The organism is Priestia sp. Y58 (assembly GCF_029522095.1).
GTDB classification, from domain to species: domain Bacteria; phylum Bacillota; class Bacilli; order Bacillales; family Bacillaceae_H; genus Priestia; species Priestia megaterium_E.
On record NZ_JAKWFL010000002.1, the window covers coordinates 651,166 to 666,299 of the forward strand.

Annotated in this window: 14 protein-coding genes; 2 read left to right on the plus strand and 12 right to left on the minus strand. The window is 39.5% G+C overall.

The genetic code is table 11. From position 1 onward, the window contains the following. Positions 1-72: 72 nt before the first annotated feature. From MMB68_RS09405 to iolE, 9 genes are all read right to left on the minus strand, one after another. Entirely contained in the window at positions 73-1,530 is a 1,458-nt protein-coding gene (locus MMB68_RS09405) for a CoA-acylating methylmalonate-semialdehyde dehydrogenase (protein WP_277548688.1), read from the minus strand. A 24-nt stretch (positions 1,531-1,554) separates the two neighbouring features. Then, positions 1,555-2,562, minus strand: a complete 1,008-nt coding sequence (gene iolC, locus MMB68_RS09410; protein WP_277548689.1) for a 5-dehydro-2-deoxygluconokinase — start codon at positions 2,560-2,562, stop codon at positions 1,555-1,557. Positions 2,563-2,577: 15 nt separating this feature from the next. Continuing rightward, positions 2,578-3,396 carry a 5-deoxy-glucuronate isomerase gene (iolB, locus tag MMB68_RS09415; RefSeq protein ID WP_277548690.1) on the minus strand — a complete coding sequence of 273 codons (819 nt, stop codon included), beginning with the start codon at positions 3,394-3,396 and terminating at the stop codon, positions 2,578-2,580. A 95-nt stretch (positions 3,397-3,491) separates the two neighbouring features. Continuing rightward, complete coding sequence (gene iolD, locus MMB68_RS09420; RefSeq protein WP_277548691.1) at positions 3,492-5,414, minus strand: 3D-(3,5/4)-trihydroxycyclohexane-1,2-dione acylhydrolase (decyclizing); 1,923 nt, start codon at positions 5,412-5,414, stop codon at positions 3,492-3,494. Positions 5,415-6,010: 596 nt separating this feature from the next. After that, the gene (locus MMB68_RS09425; RefSeq protein WP_277548692.1) at positions 6,011-6,766 is read right to left on the minus strand and encodes a DeoR/GlpR family DNA-binding transcription regulator; all 756 of its coding nucleotides are present in this window, start codon (positions 6,764-6,766) and stop codon (positions 6,011-6,013) included. A gap of 360 nt (positions 6,767-7,126) precedes the next feature. After that, positions 7,127-7,966 carry a class II fructose-1,6-bisphosphate aldolase gene (gene fba / locus MMB68_RS09430; protein ID WP_277548789.1) on the minus strand — a complete coding sequence of 280 codons (840 nt, stop codon included), beginning with the start codon at positions 7,964-7,966 and terminating at the stop codon, positions 7,127-7,129. Between the two features lie 46 nt (positions 7,967-8,012). Next, on the minus strand, positions 8,013-8,870 hold the full coding sequence (iolI, locus tag MMB68_RS09435; RefSeq protein ID WP_277548693.1) for a 2-keto-myo-inositol isomerase: 858 nt from the start codon (positions 8,868-8,870) through the stop codon (positions 8,013-8,015). A 22-nt stretch (positions 8,871-8,892) separates the two neighbouring features. Beyond that, the gene (locus MMB68_RS09440; protein WP_277548694.1) at positions 8,893-10,311 is read right to left on the minus strand and encodes a sugar porter family MFS transporter; all 1,419 of its coding nucleotides are present in this window, start codon (positions 10,309-10,311) and stop codon (positions 8,893-8,895) included. 20 nt (positions 10,312-10,331) lie between these two features. Then, entirely contained in the window at positions 10,332-11,225 is an 894-nt protein-coding gene (gene iolE, locus MMB68_RS09445; RefSeq protein WP_047931375.1) for a myo-inosose-2 dehydratase, read from the minus strand. A gap of 938 nt (positions 11,226-12,163) precedes the next feature. Here iolE and MMB68_RS09450 point away from each other — a divergent pair. After that, a complete protein-coding gene (locus tag MMB68_RS09450; protein WP_221785400.1) occupies positions 12,164-12,424 on the plus strand; it encodes an HPr family phosphocarrier protein in 261 nt (86 codons plus the stop codon). A gap of 156 nt (positions 12,425-12,580) precedes the next feature. Next, positions 12,581-13,636: an NAD(P)-dependent alcohol dehydrogenase gene (locus MMB68_RS09455; protein ID WP_048019442.1), complete on the plus strand. Its 1,056-nt coding sequence runs from the start codon at positions 12,581-12,583 to the stop codon at positions 13,634-13,636. An 80-nt stretch (positions 13,637-13,716) separates the two neighbouring features. Here the strand turns inward: MMB68_RS09455 and MMB68_RS09460 are convergent, their stop codons facing one another. The 3 genes from MMB68_RS09460 to MMB68_RS09470 all read right to left on the minus strand — a co-directional run bounded on the left by MMB68_RS09460 (position 13,717) and on the right by MMB68_RS09470 (position 14,963). Continuing rightward, a complete protein-coding gene (locus tag MMB68_RS09460; protein ID WP_277548695.1) occupies positions 13,717-14,106 on the minus strand; it encodes a MerR family transcriptional regulator in 390 nt (129 codons plus the stop codon). 248 nt (positions 14,107-14,354) lie between these two features. Beyond that, positions 14,355-14,531, minus strand: coding sequence for an aspartyl-phosphate phosphatase Spo0E family protein (locus MMB68_RS09465; RefSeq protein ID WP_223260221.1), 177 nt, complete (start codon positions 14,529-14,531; stop codon positions 14,355-14,357). 243 nt (positions 14,532-14,774) lie between these two features. Further along, positions 14,775-14,963, minus strand: a complete 189-nt coding sequence (locus MMB68_RS09470; protein WP_013058178.1) for a hypothetical protein — start codon at positions 14,961-14,963, stop codon at positions 14,775-14,777. Positions 14,964-15,134: the final 171 nt, after the last annotated feature.

Below are 15,134 nucleotides of genomic sequence, written 5' to 3' on the forward strand. Positions count from 1 at the left end.
ATTTTTTTATACGATTGTACTACAGGGTACTAGCAAATGTCGCTAGTATCCCATAGTACGATAAGTGAATTCTTAGTAGCGTGCCGTAACCATTTTCTTTCTTGTGTAGAACTCTACGCCGTCCGTGCCGTTGGCATGAAGATCGCCGTAGAAAGAGTCTTTCCAGCCTGAGAATGGGAAGAATGCCATAGGTGCCGGCACCCCTACATTCACTCCTAGCATGCCTGACTCAATATTTTCACGGAACTCGCGTACGCTTGCGCCGCTGTCTGTATAGATGCAAGCTCCGTTTGCGAATCGAGAGTTATTGGCAACGTCAATTGCTTCTTCTAACGTTTTTACACGCACGATAGAAAGCACCGGTGCAAAGATTTCATCTTGCCAGATTTTCATTTCTTGTGTAACGTTATCAAAAATAGTTGGTCCAACAAAATAGCCGTTCTCTTTTACTGCATGATCTTCACGGCCGTCACGAACTAAGCGAGCTCCTTCTTCTACGCCAGATTCAATATAGCTAAGCGTACGTTCTTTATGGTTTTCACGAATAACCGGTCCTAAGAAAACATCTTTTTCTAATCCGTTTCCAATGACGATGTTGTTTGACTCTTGAACAAGTCGTGAAATTAATTCATCTGCCACGTCTTCTTGCACCGTTACGACAGATGCTGCCATGCAGCGTTCACCTGCTGATCCGAAAGCAGCTCCGATAATTTGTTTTGTTGCTACGTTTAAGTCAGCATCGTTTAATACGATTGAGTGGTTTTTAGCACCCGCTAATGCTTGAACACGCTTTAAATTTTCTGTACCTTTTTTATACACATATTCAGCTACTGGCTGTGAACCTACAAACGAGATTGCTTTCACTAATTTATGTTCAAGAAGGCCATTTACCACATCATGCGCGCCGTTCACAATATTTAATACGCCTTTTGGCAATCCAGCTTCTTCAAATAATTCTACTAATCTTGCTGCTAAAAGCGGCGTGCGCTCAGACGGCTTTAATACAAATGTATTACCGCAAGCAATTGCAAGAGGGAACATCCAGCAAGGCACCATCATCGGGAAGTTGAACGGCGTAATCCCGCCAATAACACCGATTGGATAACGATACATGCCAGACTCAATGCCCGTCGCAATATCAGGAAGCTGTTTACCCATCATTAACGTAGGAGCACCCGCTGCAAATTCTACGCATTCAATTCCGCGCTGTACTTCTCCGCGCGCTTCATTAAAGCTTTTTCCGTTTTCGAGCGTCACAAGTTTTGCTAACTCGTCCCAGTTATCTACTAATAGCTGCTGATATTTAAATAGAATACGCGCACGTTTTGGCACCGCAGTTTTTGACCATCCTTTGAATGCTTGATTCGCAGCTTGTACCGCTTGATCTACATCTTCTTTTGTTGAAAGAGACACCTCTGCAATGACTTCACCCGTTGCAGGGTTATAAACTGGTTCTGTTAGACTTGTAGATGAATCCACCCATTCGCCGCCAATATAGTTTTTTACTGTTTTTACTGTTGTTTGTGTCATGTTCATTCTCCTCTCAATTTTTGATTATGCTTGTTGCAGAACCTCTTCAGCTGTATCCATAAACTGCTTAATTTCTTCTACCGTTGGCATTGCATCTGAAGAACTGTGTTTTGAAATAACAATAGAAGCAGAAGCACCGCCAAATCTCATCGCTTCAGGAATTGTAAACCCTTGCATTAATCCGTAAATAAAGGCAGATGCGTAGGAGTCGCCAGCTCCAAATGTTTTGAGCACTTTTGTTTTAAAGATGCCGCCTCGATGAGACTGACCGTCTTTTGTATAAGCAATCGAGCCTTCTCCTCCGTGCTTGATGACGACAATCTTAGCATGATGCGAAAACCATCGTTCAGCTGTAACTTGATCATTTGATTCTTCATAATTTAAAAGTTTTTCCATCATATCGAATTCTTCTCGCGTACCAATAATCACGTCTGATTTTTCTGCTGCTAAATTATAATAGACGGCAGTCTCAGCTTCTGACTCCCACGTATACGGGCGGTAGTCAACATCAAAGAATACAACCACGCTATGTTTTCTCGCATATTCAAGAGCAAGAAACACGGCTTCTCTTGAAGGACTTTTAGCAAGAGCCGTTCCGGAGATGAGCAGCGCTTTTGATTGCTTAATATACTCTTCAGAAACTTCTGTTGGATGGAGCTTTAAATCTGCCACGTTATCACGGTACATAAGGATGCTGCACTCTTCAGGACTTTTAATTTCAGTAAAGGCCAGTCCCGTTACGGCCCCTGTTTGATCAACTACAATGCCTTCAGTGTTAATGTTATGCTGATTTAAATATCTGGTGCTGAAGCGGCCCATTTGATCATTTGACACTTTTCCAATAAAGCCTGTCTTCATTCCAAGCCTAGAAAGACCAATAGCAATGTTAGCAGGAGATCCTCCTACGTATTTTGTAAACGTCATCGTGTCTTCCATCGGGCGATTAAATTCATTTGCGTTTAAGTCGATGCAAAGCCTTCCTACTGCAAGAAGGTCAAATCGCTTTTGTGAATCGAATGTTAAATAACTCATAATCACGTCGTCTCCTTACTTTAATGCTAATTTTTCTTCCATAATCCATTCATGATCTTTGCTATTATTAAATTTCCATGTTCGCACAGGACCAGCCATAACATTTAAATAATAAACTTCATAACCTGGAGGCGCAGATACCGGGTGATACCCTTTAGGAACCAAGACTGCATCTCCATCTTTAATGACCATTGTTTCATCTAGAGATTGATCGTCCGTATATACCCGTTGAATCGCAAATCCATGTCCTGGGTTGACTTTATGATAATACGTTTCCTCTAAATACGATTCATGCGGCAAGTTGTCTTGATCGTGCTTATGAGGAGGATAGCTTGACCAGTTTCCTTCCGGCGTAAACACTTCCACTACTAGCAGACTATCGGCCGGCCTTTGTTCTGGAAGAATGTTATGGACTTGCCTCGCGATATTTCCTGCTCCGCGATGCTCTACGCCCACATCCTGCGGCGCAATTAAACGAGCAGGGTATGTACCTTTTCCAGGCGCTGCGCACACCGCAATTTCTAAGTCGGTTACAGCTTCTACTTCATAGTGATCATCATTCGATACATATACGGAGTACGGCGGAATTTTTTCAAATATATTCATTCGCTGTCCGATGTTTTCCCATTTTTCTTCTTTTGTAGAAATGTTGGACTTACCGGTTAGGATCACAATACAAATCTCTTGATTTTCCGTGTTCTTCTTAAGCTTTTGGCCTTTTTTTAATGAGTAAACGTCAAAGCCAATGTACTCCCATCCTGCAGATTCCGGCGTGATGGTTAGTACATTTCCATCACTATCAGCTGTTTTTGTTGGTACGATTAAATCAGCCATTCCTTTCCACACCTTTCTATTTCTTATTTTTTAACGTGTTTATGCTAGGGACACTCTTTAATCAAGCAAACTGGATATTCTAGCTTTTTAAAAGATTAATATTTTCTTGCTTTTTGTAACTGGCTTTCTTTGCCTTCAAACGCCGTTTGAACGTTTGAGCTTTCAGATACGGCTGCTACTCCTACGTGCCACCAAGAATCGTAGCCGTCCGTCATTGTTTTTGGAAGAACTTTAATGTCAATCAGTGTACTAACACTTTGTTTTTTTGAATCTTCAATGGCATATTCAAGCTCTTCCATCGTATACACTTCGTATGTTTTGGCTCCGTACGCAGCTCCAGATTGAGCAAAGTTGATGCGCATAATATCTCCATCAAGCTGCCCCGTCCGTGGATTACGAACGCGGAATTCTGTGCCGAAGCTTTCAATTCCATTATCCATTTGCAAGTTGTTGATGCAGCCAAAGCCTGAATTATCAAAAAGAACAATATTTATTTTAATTCCTTCTTGAATGCTCGTTACCAGCTCACTATGAAGCATTAAGTAGCTTCCGTCTCCTACCATCGCATACACTTCTTTATCCGGCTCAGCCATCTTAGCGCCCAAGGCAGAAGCAATTTCATAGCCCATACATGAATATCCGTATTCAAGGTGATACGTATTACGTTCATTTGAGATCCACATGCGCTGAAGGTCACCCGGGAGGCTTCCCGCTGCACATGTAATAATAGAATCAGGTGCAATTAGTTCGTTTACTTTACCAAGCACAGTCGTTTGGACAAGTTCTGTGCTCAGGCTATCTTTATATTCCGACAGGCTTTGATCAAAATGCCCTTTGATTTCCGGAACAAATTCTTCGCCTGTGTATGCAATGTTTTTTAGACGAGTCAGCTCTTCATTCCACTCTGATTTAGCTTCTTCAATTTCAGTTTCATAGCCTGATTTGTAGCCTTCTAACGCAGACGAAAGAGCTTCAAGACCCACTTTGGCATCCGCGACAATTTTGGTAGCCTCCAGTTTTGACGCGTGAAATTCAGAAATATTAATGGTTAACACATCCGTCTCAGCGTAAAACAGCTTTGAAGAAGTCGTAAAATCTGTGAAACGTGTCCCAACACCAATAATTAAATCCGCGGATTGTGCTATTTTATTAGCAGCGCTGTTACCCGTTACGCCAACTCCTCCTAGATTTAAAGGATGATTGCTTTCAAGACCGCTTTTTCCAGCTTGCGTTTCGCTAAATGGAATATGAAACTTTTCAGCAAATGCAGCAAACGTATTCGCAGCCTCTGAATAACGAACGCCGCCGCCTAAAATAAGAAGAGGCTTTTTCTTTGATTTAATCAGCTTCACTGCATTTCTAATACTTTCTTGCGAAGGCTCGCGGCGTTCAATCAGGTGGGTACGCTCACGGAAGAAACTTTCTGGAAAATCCCACGCTTCCCCTTGTACATCCTGCGGCAGCGCGATTGTAACGGCTCCTGTATCTGCAGGATCTGTTAATACACGCATCGCATTGATCATAGCCGACATCAGCTGTTCTGGACGGCTGACTCGATCCCAGTACTTGCTGACAGACCGGAAGGCATCATTTGTAGAAAGAGATAAATCATGCGTTTGTTCAATTTGTTGAAGAACCGGATCCGGCTGGCGAGTTGCAAACACATCGCTTGGCAAAAGCAGCACCGGAATATTGTTTGCAGTAGCCGTTGCAGCCGATGTAACCATATTCGCTGAGCCTGGACCAACGGAAGAAGAGCAGGCCATGATTTGCTTTCGATGTTTTTGTTTTGCAAAAGCTACTGCAGCATGAGCCATTCCCTGCTCGTTTCTGCCTTGATACACTTCAAGCTCCCCTGGGTTTTCCTGCAGCGCTTGCCCGATCCCCACCACATTTCCATGTCCAAAAATGGTGAATACTCCTTTGATGAAACGCTCTTTTTTTCCATCAAACTCTACATATTGCTGATTTAGAAATTTTACTAAAGCTTGACTCGTTGTTAACCTTATCGTTTTCATATACCTTCCTACCTTATCTTCTGAAATTAATCACCATCAGATTGATTTTTCTACCCTTTTTTCTCTTTTTTAAATGAAATCGATTTCATTCCATGTGATAAATAAGGTTCTATCCTCTTACTTCCTAGCTCTTTCCTTTGTTTCAGCTACTATTTAGCGATGAGACAAATACTTTCAATCCCTGTACTTTTTAATAGTTGAAGATGGAGAAAAGCTCGAAAATTCATCATAAATTCCACTTTCTAATGAAATCGATTTCATTTGGTGTTAAAAAAATATTTTTCAAACTCCATCCTTAACTTCCCCATCAATTTTTCATGTTCTGTCTTACCTGTAAAACCAATTCTATTAAACATTCAACTCCATTTGATGAAATCGATTTCATATAGTTTTAAAAGCGCTTTCTTATCTATGAACCTAGTTTATAATATTCAGTTTACTTTGTAAACACTTTTTTAAAAATTTTGTTAGTTTATCTTTTTATTCACTGTAATCGCTTTCTAAAGGAGCTCAATGTGAAGAAAAAAGAAAAGGCATACTTCTTTGTATGCCTGCTGGCTCTAGGTCTAAGCATATGTATAACCACTCAAAAACACTTATTCTTCCGCAAGGATAAGCATAATCTCATTTTCTTTTGCATAGTGCTGATAGCTGACGTCCACTTTATCTGTAATTAAATAATCCACTTCATGCAGCTGACAATATGTAATCATTGCATACTTATCAAATTTCGTATGATCTGCTAATAAAAACACTTTTGTACTTCTTTTTATGACCGTTTCTTTGATTCCACTTTCAACGGGCGATGAATTGGTAACCCCATTTGATATGGAAATACCCGTAGAAGCCATAAATACTTTATCAAAGTTGTAGTTCTTTACGGGATTGGCATGGTTAAAGCTTGAAAATGATTGAGTTTCACGTTCAAGATAGCCGCCCGTAGAAATTACTTTTAACGCATCAAAAGGCAAGGCTTTTACTATAACATCTAAACTATTAGTAACAATCGTGATTGATTTGTCTTTTAGAAATTCAATCATTTCTAACGTAGTGGTTCCTGAATCAATAAAGATCACGTCTCCGTCTTCTACATACTGAGCTGCCGTTTTGGCAATCAAACGCTTTTGAAACTGATTTCTTGTTTGTCTTTCATTAAATGATTCAAGCTTCACATGGTTAACAGCTACGCCGCCGTATACTTTTTTTATATGCCCTTCATCCACTAACTTTTGAACGTCGCGTCGAATCGTGTTTTTGGAGACTTCAAACACCGAAACCAAATCATCTAATGAGACAGATTCATGTTCAAAAACATACTCTTGAATTTGTTGAATTCGCTTCGTTTTTAACATTTCTACCTCCCCCGTTTACCTTTCTTTTCGCTTTTTTGTTACTTACTATTATAACCTTTACAAAAGGCATTTTCTAGAAGTGTAACCGCTAAAACAAAGAGAGATTGAGACATAACTACATCAATTCCAGCTAAAGGCAAACAAGTTAGATACATAAGCTAGTAGGGATCGTTTGTTACACCGCTGTTGATTTCCGTGCAAGGCTTCGCCTTGCCCTCCAATCATCAGCTAGAAACAACTCAATGGATTAAAACCCTACCAAAGAAAAAATCCGATCGAGCTGGATTTTCTATCAAGAATCTCCATTCATCGTTCGGATCTTGCTTCAACTGTAATACTTTTATCCCAGCCTCTTTTTTATTAAGCTTTATGACTTGTGTGAAACTCTCTCATTTTCTCTTTTACAGTCGCCATCACCGCTTCTTTTCCCGGTGTAAGAATGGTTCGGGGATCATACACGTCACTGTCGCTTTCCAACGTGTGACGAACCGCACGCGTCCAGGCCTGAAGGCACTCGGTGTTCACATTAATTTTCGCATGTCCAAGAGCTATTGCTTTTTGAATTTGATAGTTTGGTATACCGGAACCGCCGTGTAAAACCAGCGGTACATCTGTTAAGTCAGCTATTTCCTTCATTTCATCAAAGCCCAGCTGCGGTTCACCTTGGTACTGTCCGTGAACTGATCCTAAAGCGGCCGCCAAAGCATCGACTCCCGTTTCTTTTACAAGATGCAGACATTCAGCGGGATCAGCGTACACGATGTTGCCAATAAGCCCGTCTTCCATGCCTCCGACTGTTCCAACTTCGGATTCAACGGAGACATACTGAGCAGCAGCATAGTCTACTACTTGCTTAGTCATGGCAATATTTTCATCAATTGGGTAATGAGAACCGTCAAACATGACCGAGCTAAATCCAGCGTCGATAGCTTTTTTACATCTTTCTACACTCATACCATGATCTAAGTGAAGCGCAACAGGAACTGTAATATTCATTTCCTCTAACAAGCCTTCCATCATGCCTACAATGGTTTTAAATCCGCCTAAATAGTCCACAAGCCTGTCTGAAACGGCCGCAATGACAGGGGCTTTTTCCTCTTCGGCAGCTTGTAAAATAGCCTGTGCCCACTGCAGGCTGTTAATATTATACTGACCAACCGCATAGTTTCCTTTTTTAGCTGCTTGAAGCATATCTTTCATTGATACTAGTTTTGAAGATACTAACGTCACTGACTGACACTCCTTATCATGAATATGATTTTGTTGTTTGAAAGCTGTAGTATTCCGAGATAGCCTTAATGGTTGTCTCTTTAGCCGTCTTAATTGCTTCTTCCGCGTTTAATTGATAATATTCAGGTCGGAATAGCTCTACAGATACCGCGTCATCATAGCCTTTTTCTTTTAATGTTGAGAAAATAGCATCTAAATTAATTGCTCCTAGACCTGGCCATACTCGGTCTTCGTCTGTTAAGAAGCCAATAGGAAAATCTTCCGTGTCATCAATATGAACAATAAATATTTTAGAAATATCCGCTTGTTTTAAGTCTTCTAGTTTTGATCCCATCGCATGGAAGTGGAAGCAGTCAAGTACTAATCCTACGTTATCTCGGTTCACAGTTTGCACAATGTCATACGCTTGACCAAACGTATTAACCGTACACTGAGGATGACCTACAAACTCAACGGCGATTTTAACTCCGTAAGGTTCAGCCAATTCCGATAATTCATTCAACACTTGTACGCAGCTATTTTTAATCTCTGCTTTTACGATTTTTTGTTCTGTTACTAAAGGAACGGCTACGATATACTGAGCGCCTATCTTTTGAGCGGTTTCTAGCATACTCTTAAACTCTTCTATCACTTCCTGGTACTCTTTTTCACTGCGGTTATTAAAGAAAACTAAAGCGTTCAGCGCTAGCGGTTTAATATGATTTGTATTAAAAAACTGCGCTAAATCATCCATTGAGTGACTTTCTAAATACTCAGGGAGTTTATCCATTGTGCGAATTTCGATATAATCATATCCGTGCTTGTTGCAATACTCAAGGTCCTTTACAAGATTTGAATTTTCTAATGTTGTTGCTTCGTTAAAACATAGTTTCATAATGATTCTCTCCATTCTTTACTTAAATAATTTTATTGTCATTCATGACGTCAGCGTCTTCATTATCATAGCTACGGAACCTTTGTTCCAGTTCTTCAAGTGTAAGCCCTTTTGTTTCCGGCAAAAACTTTTTAACAAATAAAATCGCTCCGATGCCGAGTACAACAAAGACAAAAAACGTAGTGGATAAGCCAATGCTGGCCAATAAAACAGGAAACGTTAAACCTACAAGGAAGTTAATTCCCCACAGACAAAATACGGTAACCCCCATCCCTAAGCCTCTTAATCGTAAAGGGAAAATTTCTGAAAGCATTAGCCACGTTACCGGAGATATAGCTCCTTGCTGAAATGCGAGAAACGTAATCGTTAGTGCTAATACGATATATGGAAGTGCCGCGGACCCTTCAAATACAAGAGAAAATATACCAATCAGCAGCAGGGCAGTAGTCGTTCCTACCAATCCTGTTATAAGCATTGGTCTGCGTCCAACTTTACCTAGCAGCCAAATTCCTACAAACGTGGCTAAAACGGAGATGACTCCATTTCCGATATTTCCAATAAGAGCAGCTTCTGTTTGAAAACCTGCGTCTTTTAAAATTTCAGTGCCGTAATACATAATGGAGTTTACGCCGGTAATCTGCTGTACAACAGCAATTCCAATACCAAGGAAAACGACTCTTCGAACCCACGGAGTTGTTAAATCTTTAAACGTTGCTTTTTCCATTTTTGCTTCTTGCTCGTAAGCGCTCTCAATCTCCTGCAGCTCTGATTTGGCTCTTTTACTTTCCCGTATCTTTTGAAGAACCGTTAGCGCTTCGTTATTTTTCCCTTTTGACACAAGCCAGCGCGGACTTTCTGGTACTCTAAGCATGCCAAAGAATAAAAAAACAGCTGGAATGGCAGCGATTGGCAGCATATATCGCCAAACGTGAGGGTTTTCTCCTAGCATATTTCCGATAATCGCGTTAAACGTAAAGGCAAGAAGTTGACCAGTAACAATCATAAGTTCATTTTGAGTTACCATTTTCCCCCGGCTTTCAGCTGGTGACATTTCTGCTAAATATGTCGGTACAGTAACAGATGCGCCCCCTACAGCAAGTCCTAATAGGAAACGGCAAAGAATCATAACGGCTGCGTTTGGCGAAATTGTACATCCAACTGTGGAAACAAAAAATAGAATGGCAAGATACAGAATCGTTTTACGCCGCCCGTTATGATCTGCTAGCCTGCCGCCTACCACCGCACCAAATGCAGCACCAAATAAAAGAGCGCTCGTTACAAGACCTTGAGTAAAAGAGTTGAGATTCAATTGATCAGATTCAGACATATAAGGCAGTGCCCCATTAATAACTCCCGTGTCATATCCAAAAAGCAGTCCACCAAACGTAGAAACTAAAATGATCGTACGTAAAAATGAATGTTGATTTCCCTGTTTACCCATGCTAATTCCCCCGCCTTATTTTAAGAATGAATAACTAACTTTTCGTTAATGTACTTTCGGGCCATTAAAGCATATTCTAATGGATGCGCAATAGAAGGGTCCTGTTCCGCCTCAACCACAATCCATCCTTTGTAATTGTAATCAACTAACGCTTTGTACACGTTTGTAAAATCTACACATCCATCACCCGGCACGGTAAACATACCGGCTAGAAACGACTGCAAAAATGACTTTCCTTCTTTTTTGCACTGCTCCAGCACGTTTCTTCTTGCATCCTTAAAATGAACGTGTTTAATACGATCTATATGTTTATGTAATAGCTCCATATAGTCTCCGTCAGAAACGTAAATATGTCCCGTATCATATAGAAGATGAACATGATTTGCGTCGGTTCCTTCCATTAGCCGATCAATTTCAGCTAATGTTTGTACACCTGTCCCCATATGGTGATGATAGACAAGACGTAAACCGTATTCTGCTGCGATTTTTCCCAGCTCATTTAACCCGGCACATAAAGCTTCCCATTCTTGATCACTGAAATAAGGTTTTTCAGCAAAAACATTTCTTTCAATCCCTTGAACACTGTAAGTTTGCTCAGATACGACCGCCACATCAGCATGCACTTCCTGCAGATACTGACAATGTTTGTGAAATAAATTTGACGTCTCCTCTATCCCATCACGAATGATAAAACTGCTAAACCATTGACCTGCAATTCTTAAATTTCGAAGCTCAAGCTCTTTGTTTAATATGCTTGGTTCAGGAAAAAAACCTCCCACTTCCGTTCCTTGAAAGCCCGCTACGACGATATCGCTTAACAGATGCTGCAATGTATTTTCTGCACCAATTTCAGGAATATCATCATTTCTCCACCCGATTGGAGCAATTCCCCACAAAATATTTTCGTTTCCCATTTTGATTCCTCTTTTCCCCTTATTGTGTAATGCTGCCTCACTAGCAATAGATAGTGATAAAACTTACCAATCTTATAACTCTACAAATGAAATCGATTTCATTTGTAGATAAAAAAACTCTTTTGTTATGTGTTGGTTAAATATTGGTTAAGTTTGAATTAATATTAATATTAAAAACGCTTTCAGTCAATAATAAAATTTCAGAATTTTTTATACACTGCATCTGCCTAAAGGCTTATTCCTTCTAAAAATGCTAGTTATAAAAGATATCACATCCACTTATATAACCACACAAAAAAGCTTTGTCTACTGTTATTTCAACAATAGACAAAGCTTTTATCAGCGAAGTTATATTTCTTATTTTAATAGCATTATTATTTAGTATGAATTTATGGAATGGATTTATAAAAAATGACCTGCATCTTTTTATAATCAGTTTCCTTTTACTTTTATAATAGCTTCTCCGTAGCTTGTCATTGACGTTTTAAATTCAGTTATGAACTTCTCTACTTTTAAAATAGATTTTTTCATTTCATCGTCCCCTTTGCCTCTTATATAGCTCTATTATCAACAATTGTCTGCTGTTTGACAAAGTCAGTGGAAACGGAAACATTCCGTATGAAAACGTACACATATCTGTTAAAAGAGGCAAATCTTCTCATTTGCTTAGTATTTCATCATTTTTCTTTCTTTTTTAGGGTCTCTTCTTACGTGTTTTGCTCATCCAACAAAAGGATTTATGAGAACTTTCCTTCAAAAGCGGCATTACGCTTCGCTCACATTCCCTCATACTAACAACAGGATCACTATGTGCATTAACAGTAGGCTTATTCTTTCTTCCCTTTCCACTTTTTATCCAAATTACTTCTTGCCTTAAAGTCAACTTTAACGACTAAGCTAGTTTTATAGTTTTTAAAATACAAAAAAGGGGAAATACAATGATGATTAAAAGAATGACGGTGCAGCTTTCTGGAGGACTTCAAGCTAGACATACGGCTTTATTTGCACGCGAAGCTTGTTCGTTTCAAAGTGACATTTTTCTTGCGAAAGATGGAAAATGTGTAAGTGGAAAAAGTATCATAAAGGTCATGGCTTTAGCTGTTAAAAAAGGAGATGAAATAACGTTACTGACAAATGGAGCGGATGAACACGCCGCAGCTCGCGCCCTTGAAGAGTTTCTTTTAACTAAACATAGATAAAAAGCTGCTACACTATCCCTTACTCTCTTTTTTCATAAAATCATAGAAAGCAAAATTTTTTTTAAAAAAACTCTTGCTTTAAAGTCGACTTTAACGTTTAAGCTAGTGTTGTAGCTTTTAAATACATCAAATGACGAAAGGATTGTGTTTTTACTTATGTGTAATCAACATACAACAACATCACGTGTTTTAAGTGCGCCGCATGCAAAGGCAAAATTCGAGAACACGACAATTGAACGCAGAGAACTGCGAGCAGACGACGTTTTAATTGATATTAAGTTTAGCGGTATCTGTCACTCTGATATTCATAGTGCATTTGATGAGTGGGGCGGCGGGATGTTCCCGATGGTTCCTGGTCACGAAATCGCAGGAGTAGTTGAAGCGGTTGGAGAAAACGTAACCAAATACAAGGTTGGCGATCGCGTTGGCGTTGGATGTTTCGTTGACTCTTGCGGAGAGTGCGAGTACTGTGTGAACGGTGACGAGCAATACTGTACAAAAGGCGTTGTTCAAACGTATAACTCATTGGATTACGACGGAAACCGTACATACGGCGGCTACAGCCAAAAAATCGTCGTAAAAGAAGGATTCGTTGTTCGTATTCCTGATAATTTAAGTATGGATGCAGCAAGTCCTCTTCTATGTGCAGGGATTACAACATTTTCTCCGTTAAAGCACTGGAATGCTGGCCCTGGTAAAAAAGTTGCCATTGTAGGAATGGGCGGTCTTGGACATGTAGCGATTCAATTTGCACATGCAATGGGTGCTGAAGTGACGGTATTGAGCCGTTCTAACAATAAAAAAGAAGAGGCTCTAAGCTTTGGTGCAGATCATTATTTTGCAACAAGTGATGAGGCAACGTTCACTGAATTAGCAGGTCGCTTTGACCTTATCTTAAACACGGTATCGGCTAACCTGAACGTGGATCAATACTTATCATTACTTCGCGTAGATGGAACGCTTGTTAACGTTGGTGCACCGGCTAACCCAGATCAATACAGCGTATTCTCGCTTATCATGGGACGTCGCAGCATTGCGGGTTCACTTGTAGGCGGCATTCGTGAAACACAAGAAATGCTTGATTTTGCAGCTGAGCACGGCGTTGCTCCTATGATTGAAGTTATCGATGCAAATCAAGTAGACGAAGCGTACGAGCGCGTTCTTCGCAGCGACGTTCGCTATCGATTTGTTATTGATATCTCTACACTGTAAGTTTAGAAGAAAAGCGGGCAGCTAATTGAATTAGCTGCCCGCTTTTTATTCTTTATAAAATAAGAAAAACAAACGATAAATTAGGCTTTAGATGAAAGTTCTTCCTGATACTTTTGTTCTAATTTATCATAGTAGTCAATTTTCGTTTCAACTTTTCTAAAAGCTACGTCCAGCTCTCTTTGTTTTTCCATCATTTTCTCTCTATGCTTTTCAAATATCTCCTTGCGCAAACCGATTGTATCATCACCTTTCTGTGTTAATTCAACAATCTTACGCAATTCTAAAAGAGAGATGTCCGTTTTCCGTAAGCAAATAATAAATTCTAGCCATTCGATATCGGACTCGCTAAAAATACGATTCCCGTTTTCATCTCTTTTTATAAAAGGCAAAAGCCCTTGCTGTTCGTAGTATCGAAGCGTGTGCGTAGGCAGCCCTACCTTTGCAGCGGCCTCTTTAATATGATATTCCATTCCACTATACCCTCCATCGCCATTCTTCGTGCGGCGTTCGCTTTATGTATCTAAGCTTCCCTTTTCACGGGTGCTTTCAACTCATTTTCTAGGTTTCTACTATACAATATATATAATAGATTCCGCTATTTTCTTTGCTATGAGGTAACTGTATAAATAGTATCATAAACACTAAAGTAAACGTTAAGGCAACTTATAAAGAGCTGCCGTGAAGTCAGCAGCTCTTTTCATTTTTATATAAAATACGATTAATCTGCGGCCATCACTTTACTTAGTTCATTTAATAAATAATCAAGGGTTTGACTGATTCGAACTGTATTACGACTTGTAAGACCTTCTGTAAGTCCTAACATAACCATGTGCTCTCTTGCTGTTTCGATTTCTGTCATTAAGACTTGCATGACAACTCCTTTATACCACTTCACAGCTCATCACCCCTTTTTACTATACATATATCTCATATGCGGTAATCTTAAACCTATCATACAGGTTTTTGGGGGTGAATAGCGAGTTTTAGACCTTCAACAGTTGTATTTTTTATAAAGTAAATATACTAATATACTTATTGAAATAGAAAGTATCACTCCACTTTCTGCTAGAAATTAAGAAAAAGGCCTCCCAAATGGAGGTCTTTTCTTATTTCTTATAAAGCAGTCTAATACAAAGCCTTAGCCTCTAAAATATTCTCTATAATACGAACCTTTCTCACACTCTATCTCATAGCGCAGCCTAGTTTGCTTTCTGTAAAGCTCTTCGGACAGCTCATTAAATTCACCTTCTGTGATAGATCCATGAATTAAATTGTTGAATAAATTATTAAGATGTTCAGTTAATTCTTGAAGTTTTTTTTCTTTCAATGAACGTCACCCTTTAAAATAATTTTCATCTTCTAAAATTATATCAAATAAAACGTTTTCATACGATATATTTTTTACTGAATTATCGTATTAAAGTGATGAAAGTATTTTTTAACGACCAAAAAACAGGCGAAGAGCTCAGATAAATCATTAATCACATGATTTCAGCAA

Bases quoted from the DNA above. Each gene is read 5' to 3' on its own strand.
- iolC (WP_277548689.1), bottom strand. From the start codon at position 2,562: ATGAGTTATTTAACATTCGATTCACAAAAGCGATTTGACCTTCTTGCA.
- iolE (WP_047931375.1), bottom strand. From the start codon at position 11,225: ATGGGAAACGAAAATATTTTGTGGGGAATTGCTCCAATCGGGTGGAGA.
- MMB68_RS09450 (WP_221785400.1), top strand. From the start codon at position 12,164: ATGATGATTAAAAGAATGACGGTGCAGCTTTCTGGAGGACTTCAAGCT.
- MMB68_RS09405 (WP_277548688.1), bottom strand. From the start codon at position 1,530: ATGACACAAACAACAGTAAAAACAGTAAAAAACTATATTGGCGGCGAA.
- iolI (WP_277548693.1), bottom strand. From the start codon at position 8,870: ATGAAACTATGTTTTAACGAAGCAACAACATTAGAAAATTCAAATCTT.
- fba (WP_277548789.1), bottom strand. From the start codon at position 7,966: ATGAAAGATATGCTTCAAGCAGCTAAAAAAGGAAACTATGCGGTTGGT.
- MMB68_RS09455 (WP_048019442.1), top strand. From the start codon at position 12,581: ATGTGTAATCAACATACAACAACATCACGTGTTTTAAGTGCGCCGCAT.
- MMB68_RS09440 (WP_277548694.1), bottom strand. From the start codon at position 10,311: ATGGGTAAACAGGGAAATCAACATTCATTTTTACGTACGATCATTTTA.
- iolD (WP_277548691.1), bottom strand. From the start codon at position 5,414: ATGAAAACGATAAGGTTAACAACGAGTCAAGCTTTAGTAAAATTTCTA.
- MMB68_RS09425 (WP_277548692.1), bottom strand. From the start codon at position 6,766: ATGTTAAAAACGAAGCGAATTCAACAAATTCAAGAGTATGTTTTTGAA.
- iolB (WP_277548690.1), bottom strand. From the start codon at position 3,396: ATGGCTGATTTAATCGTACCAACAAAAACAGCTGATAGTGATGGAAAT.
- MMB68_RS09460 (WP_277548695.1), bottom strand. From the start codon at position 14,106: ATGGAATATCATATTAAAGAGGCCGCTGCAAAGGTAGGGCTGCCTACG.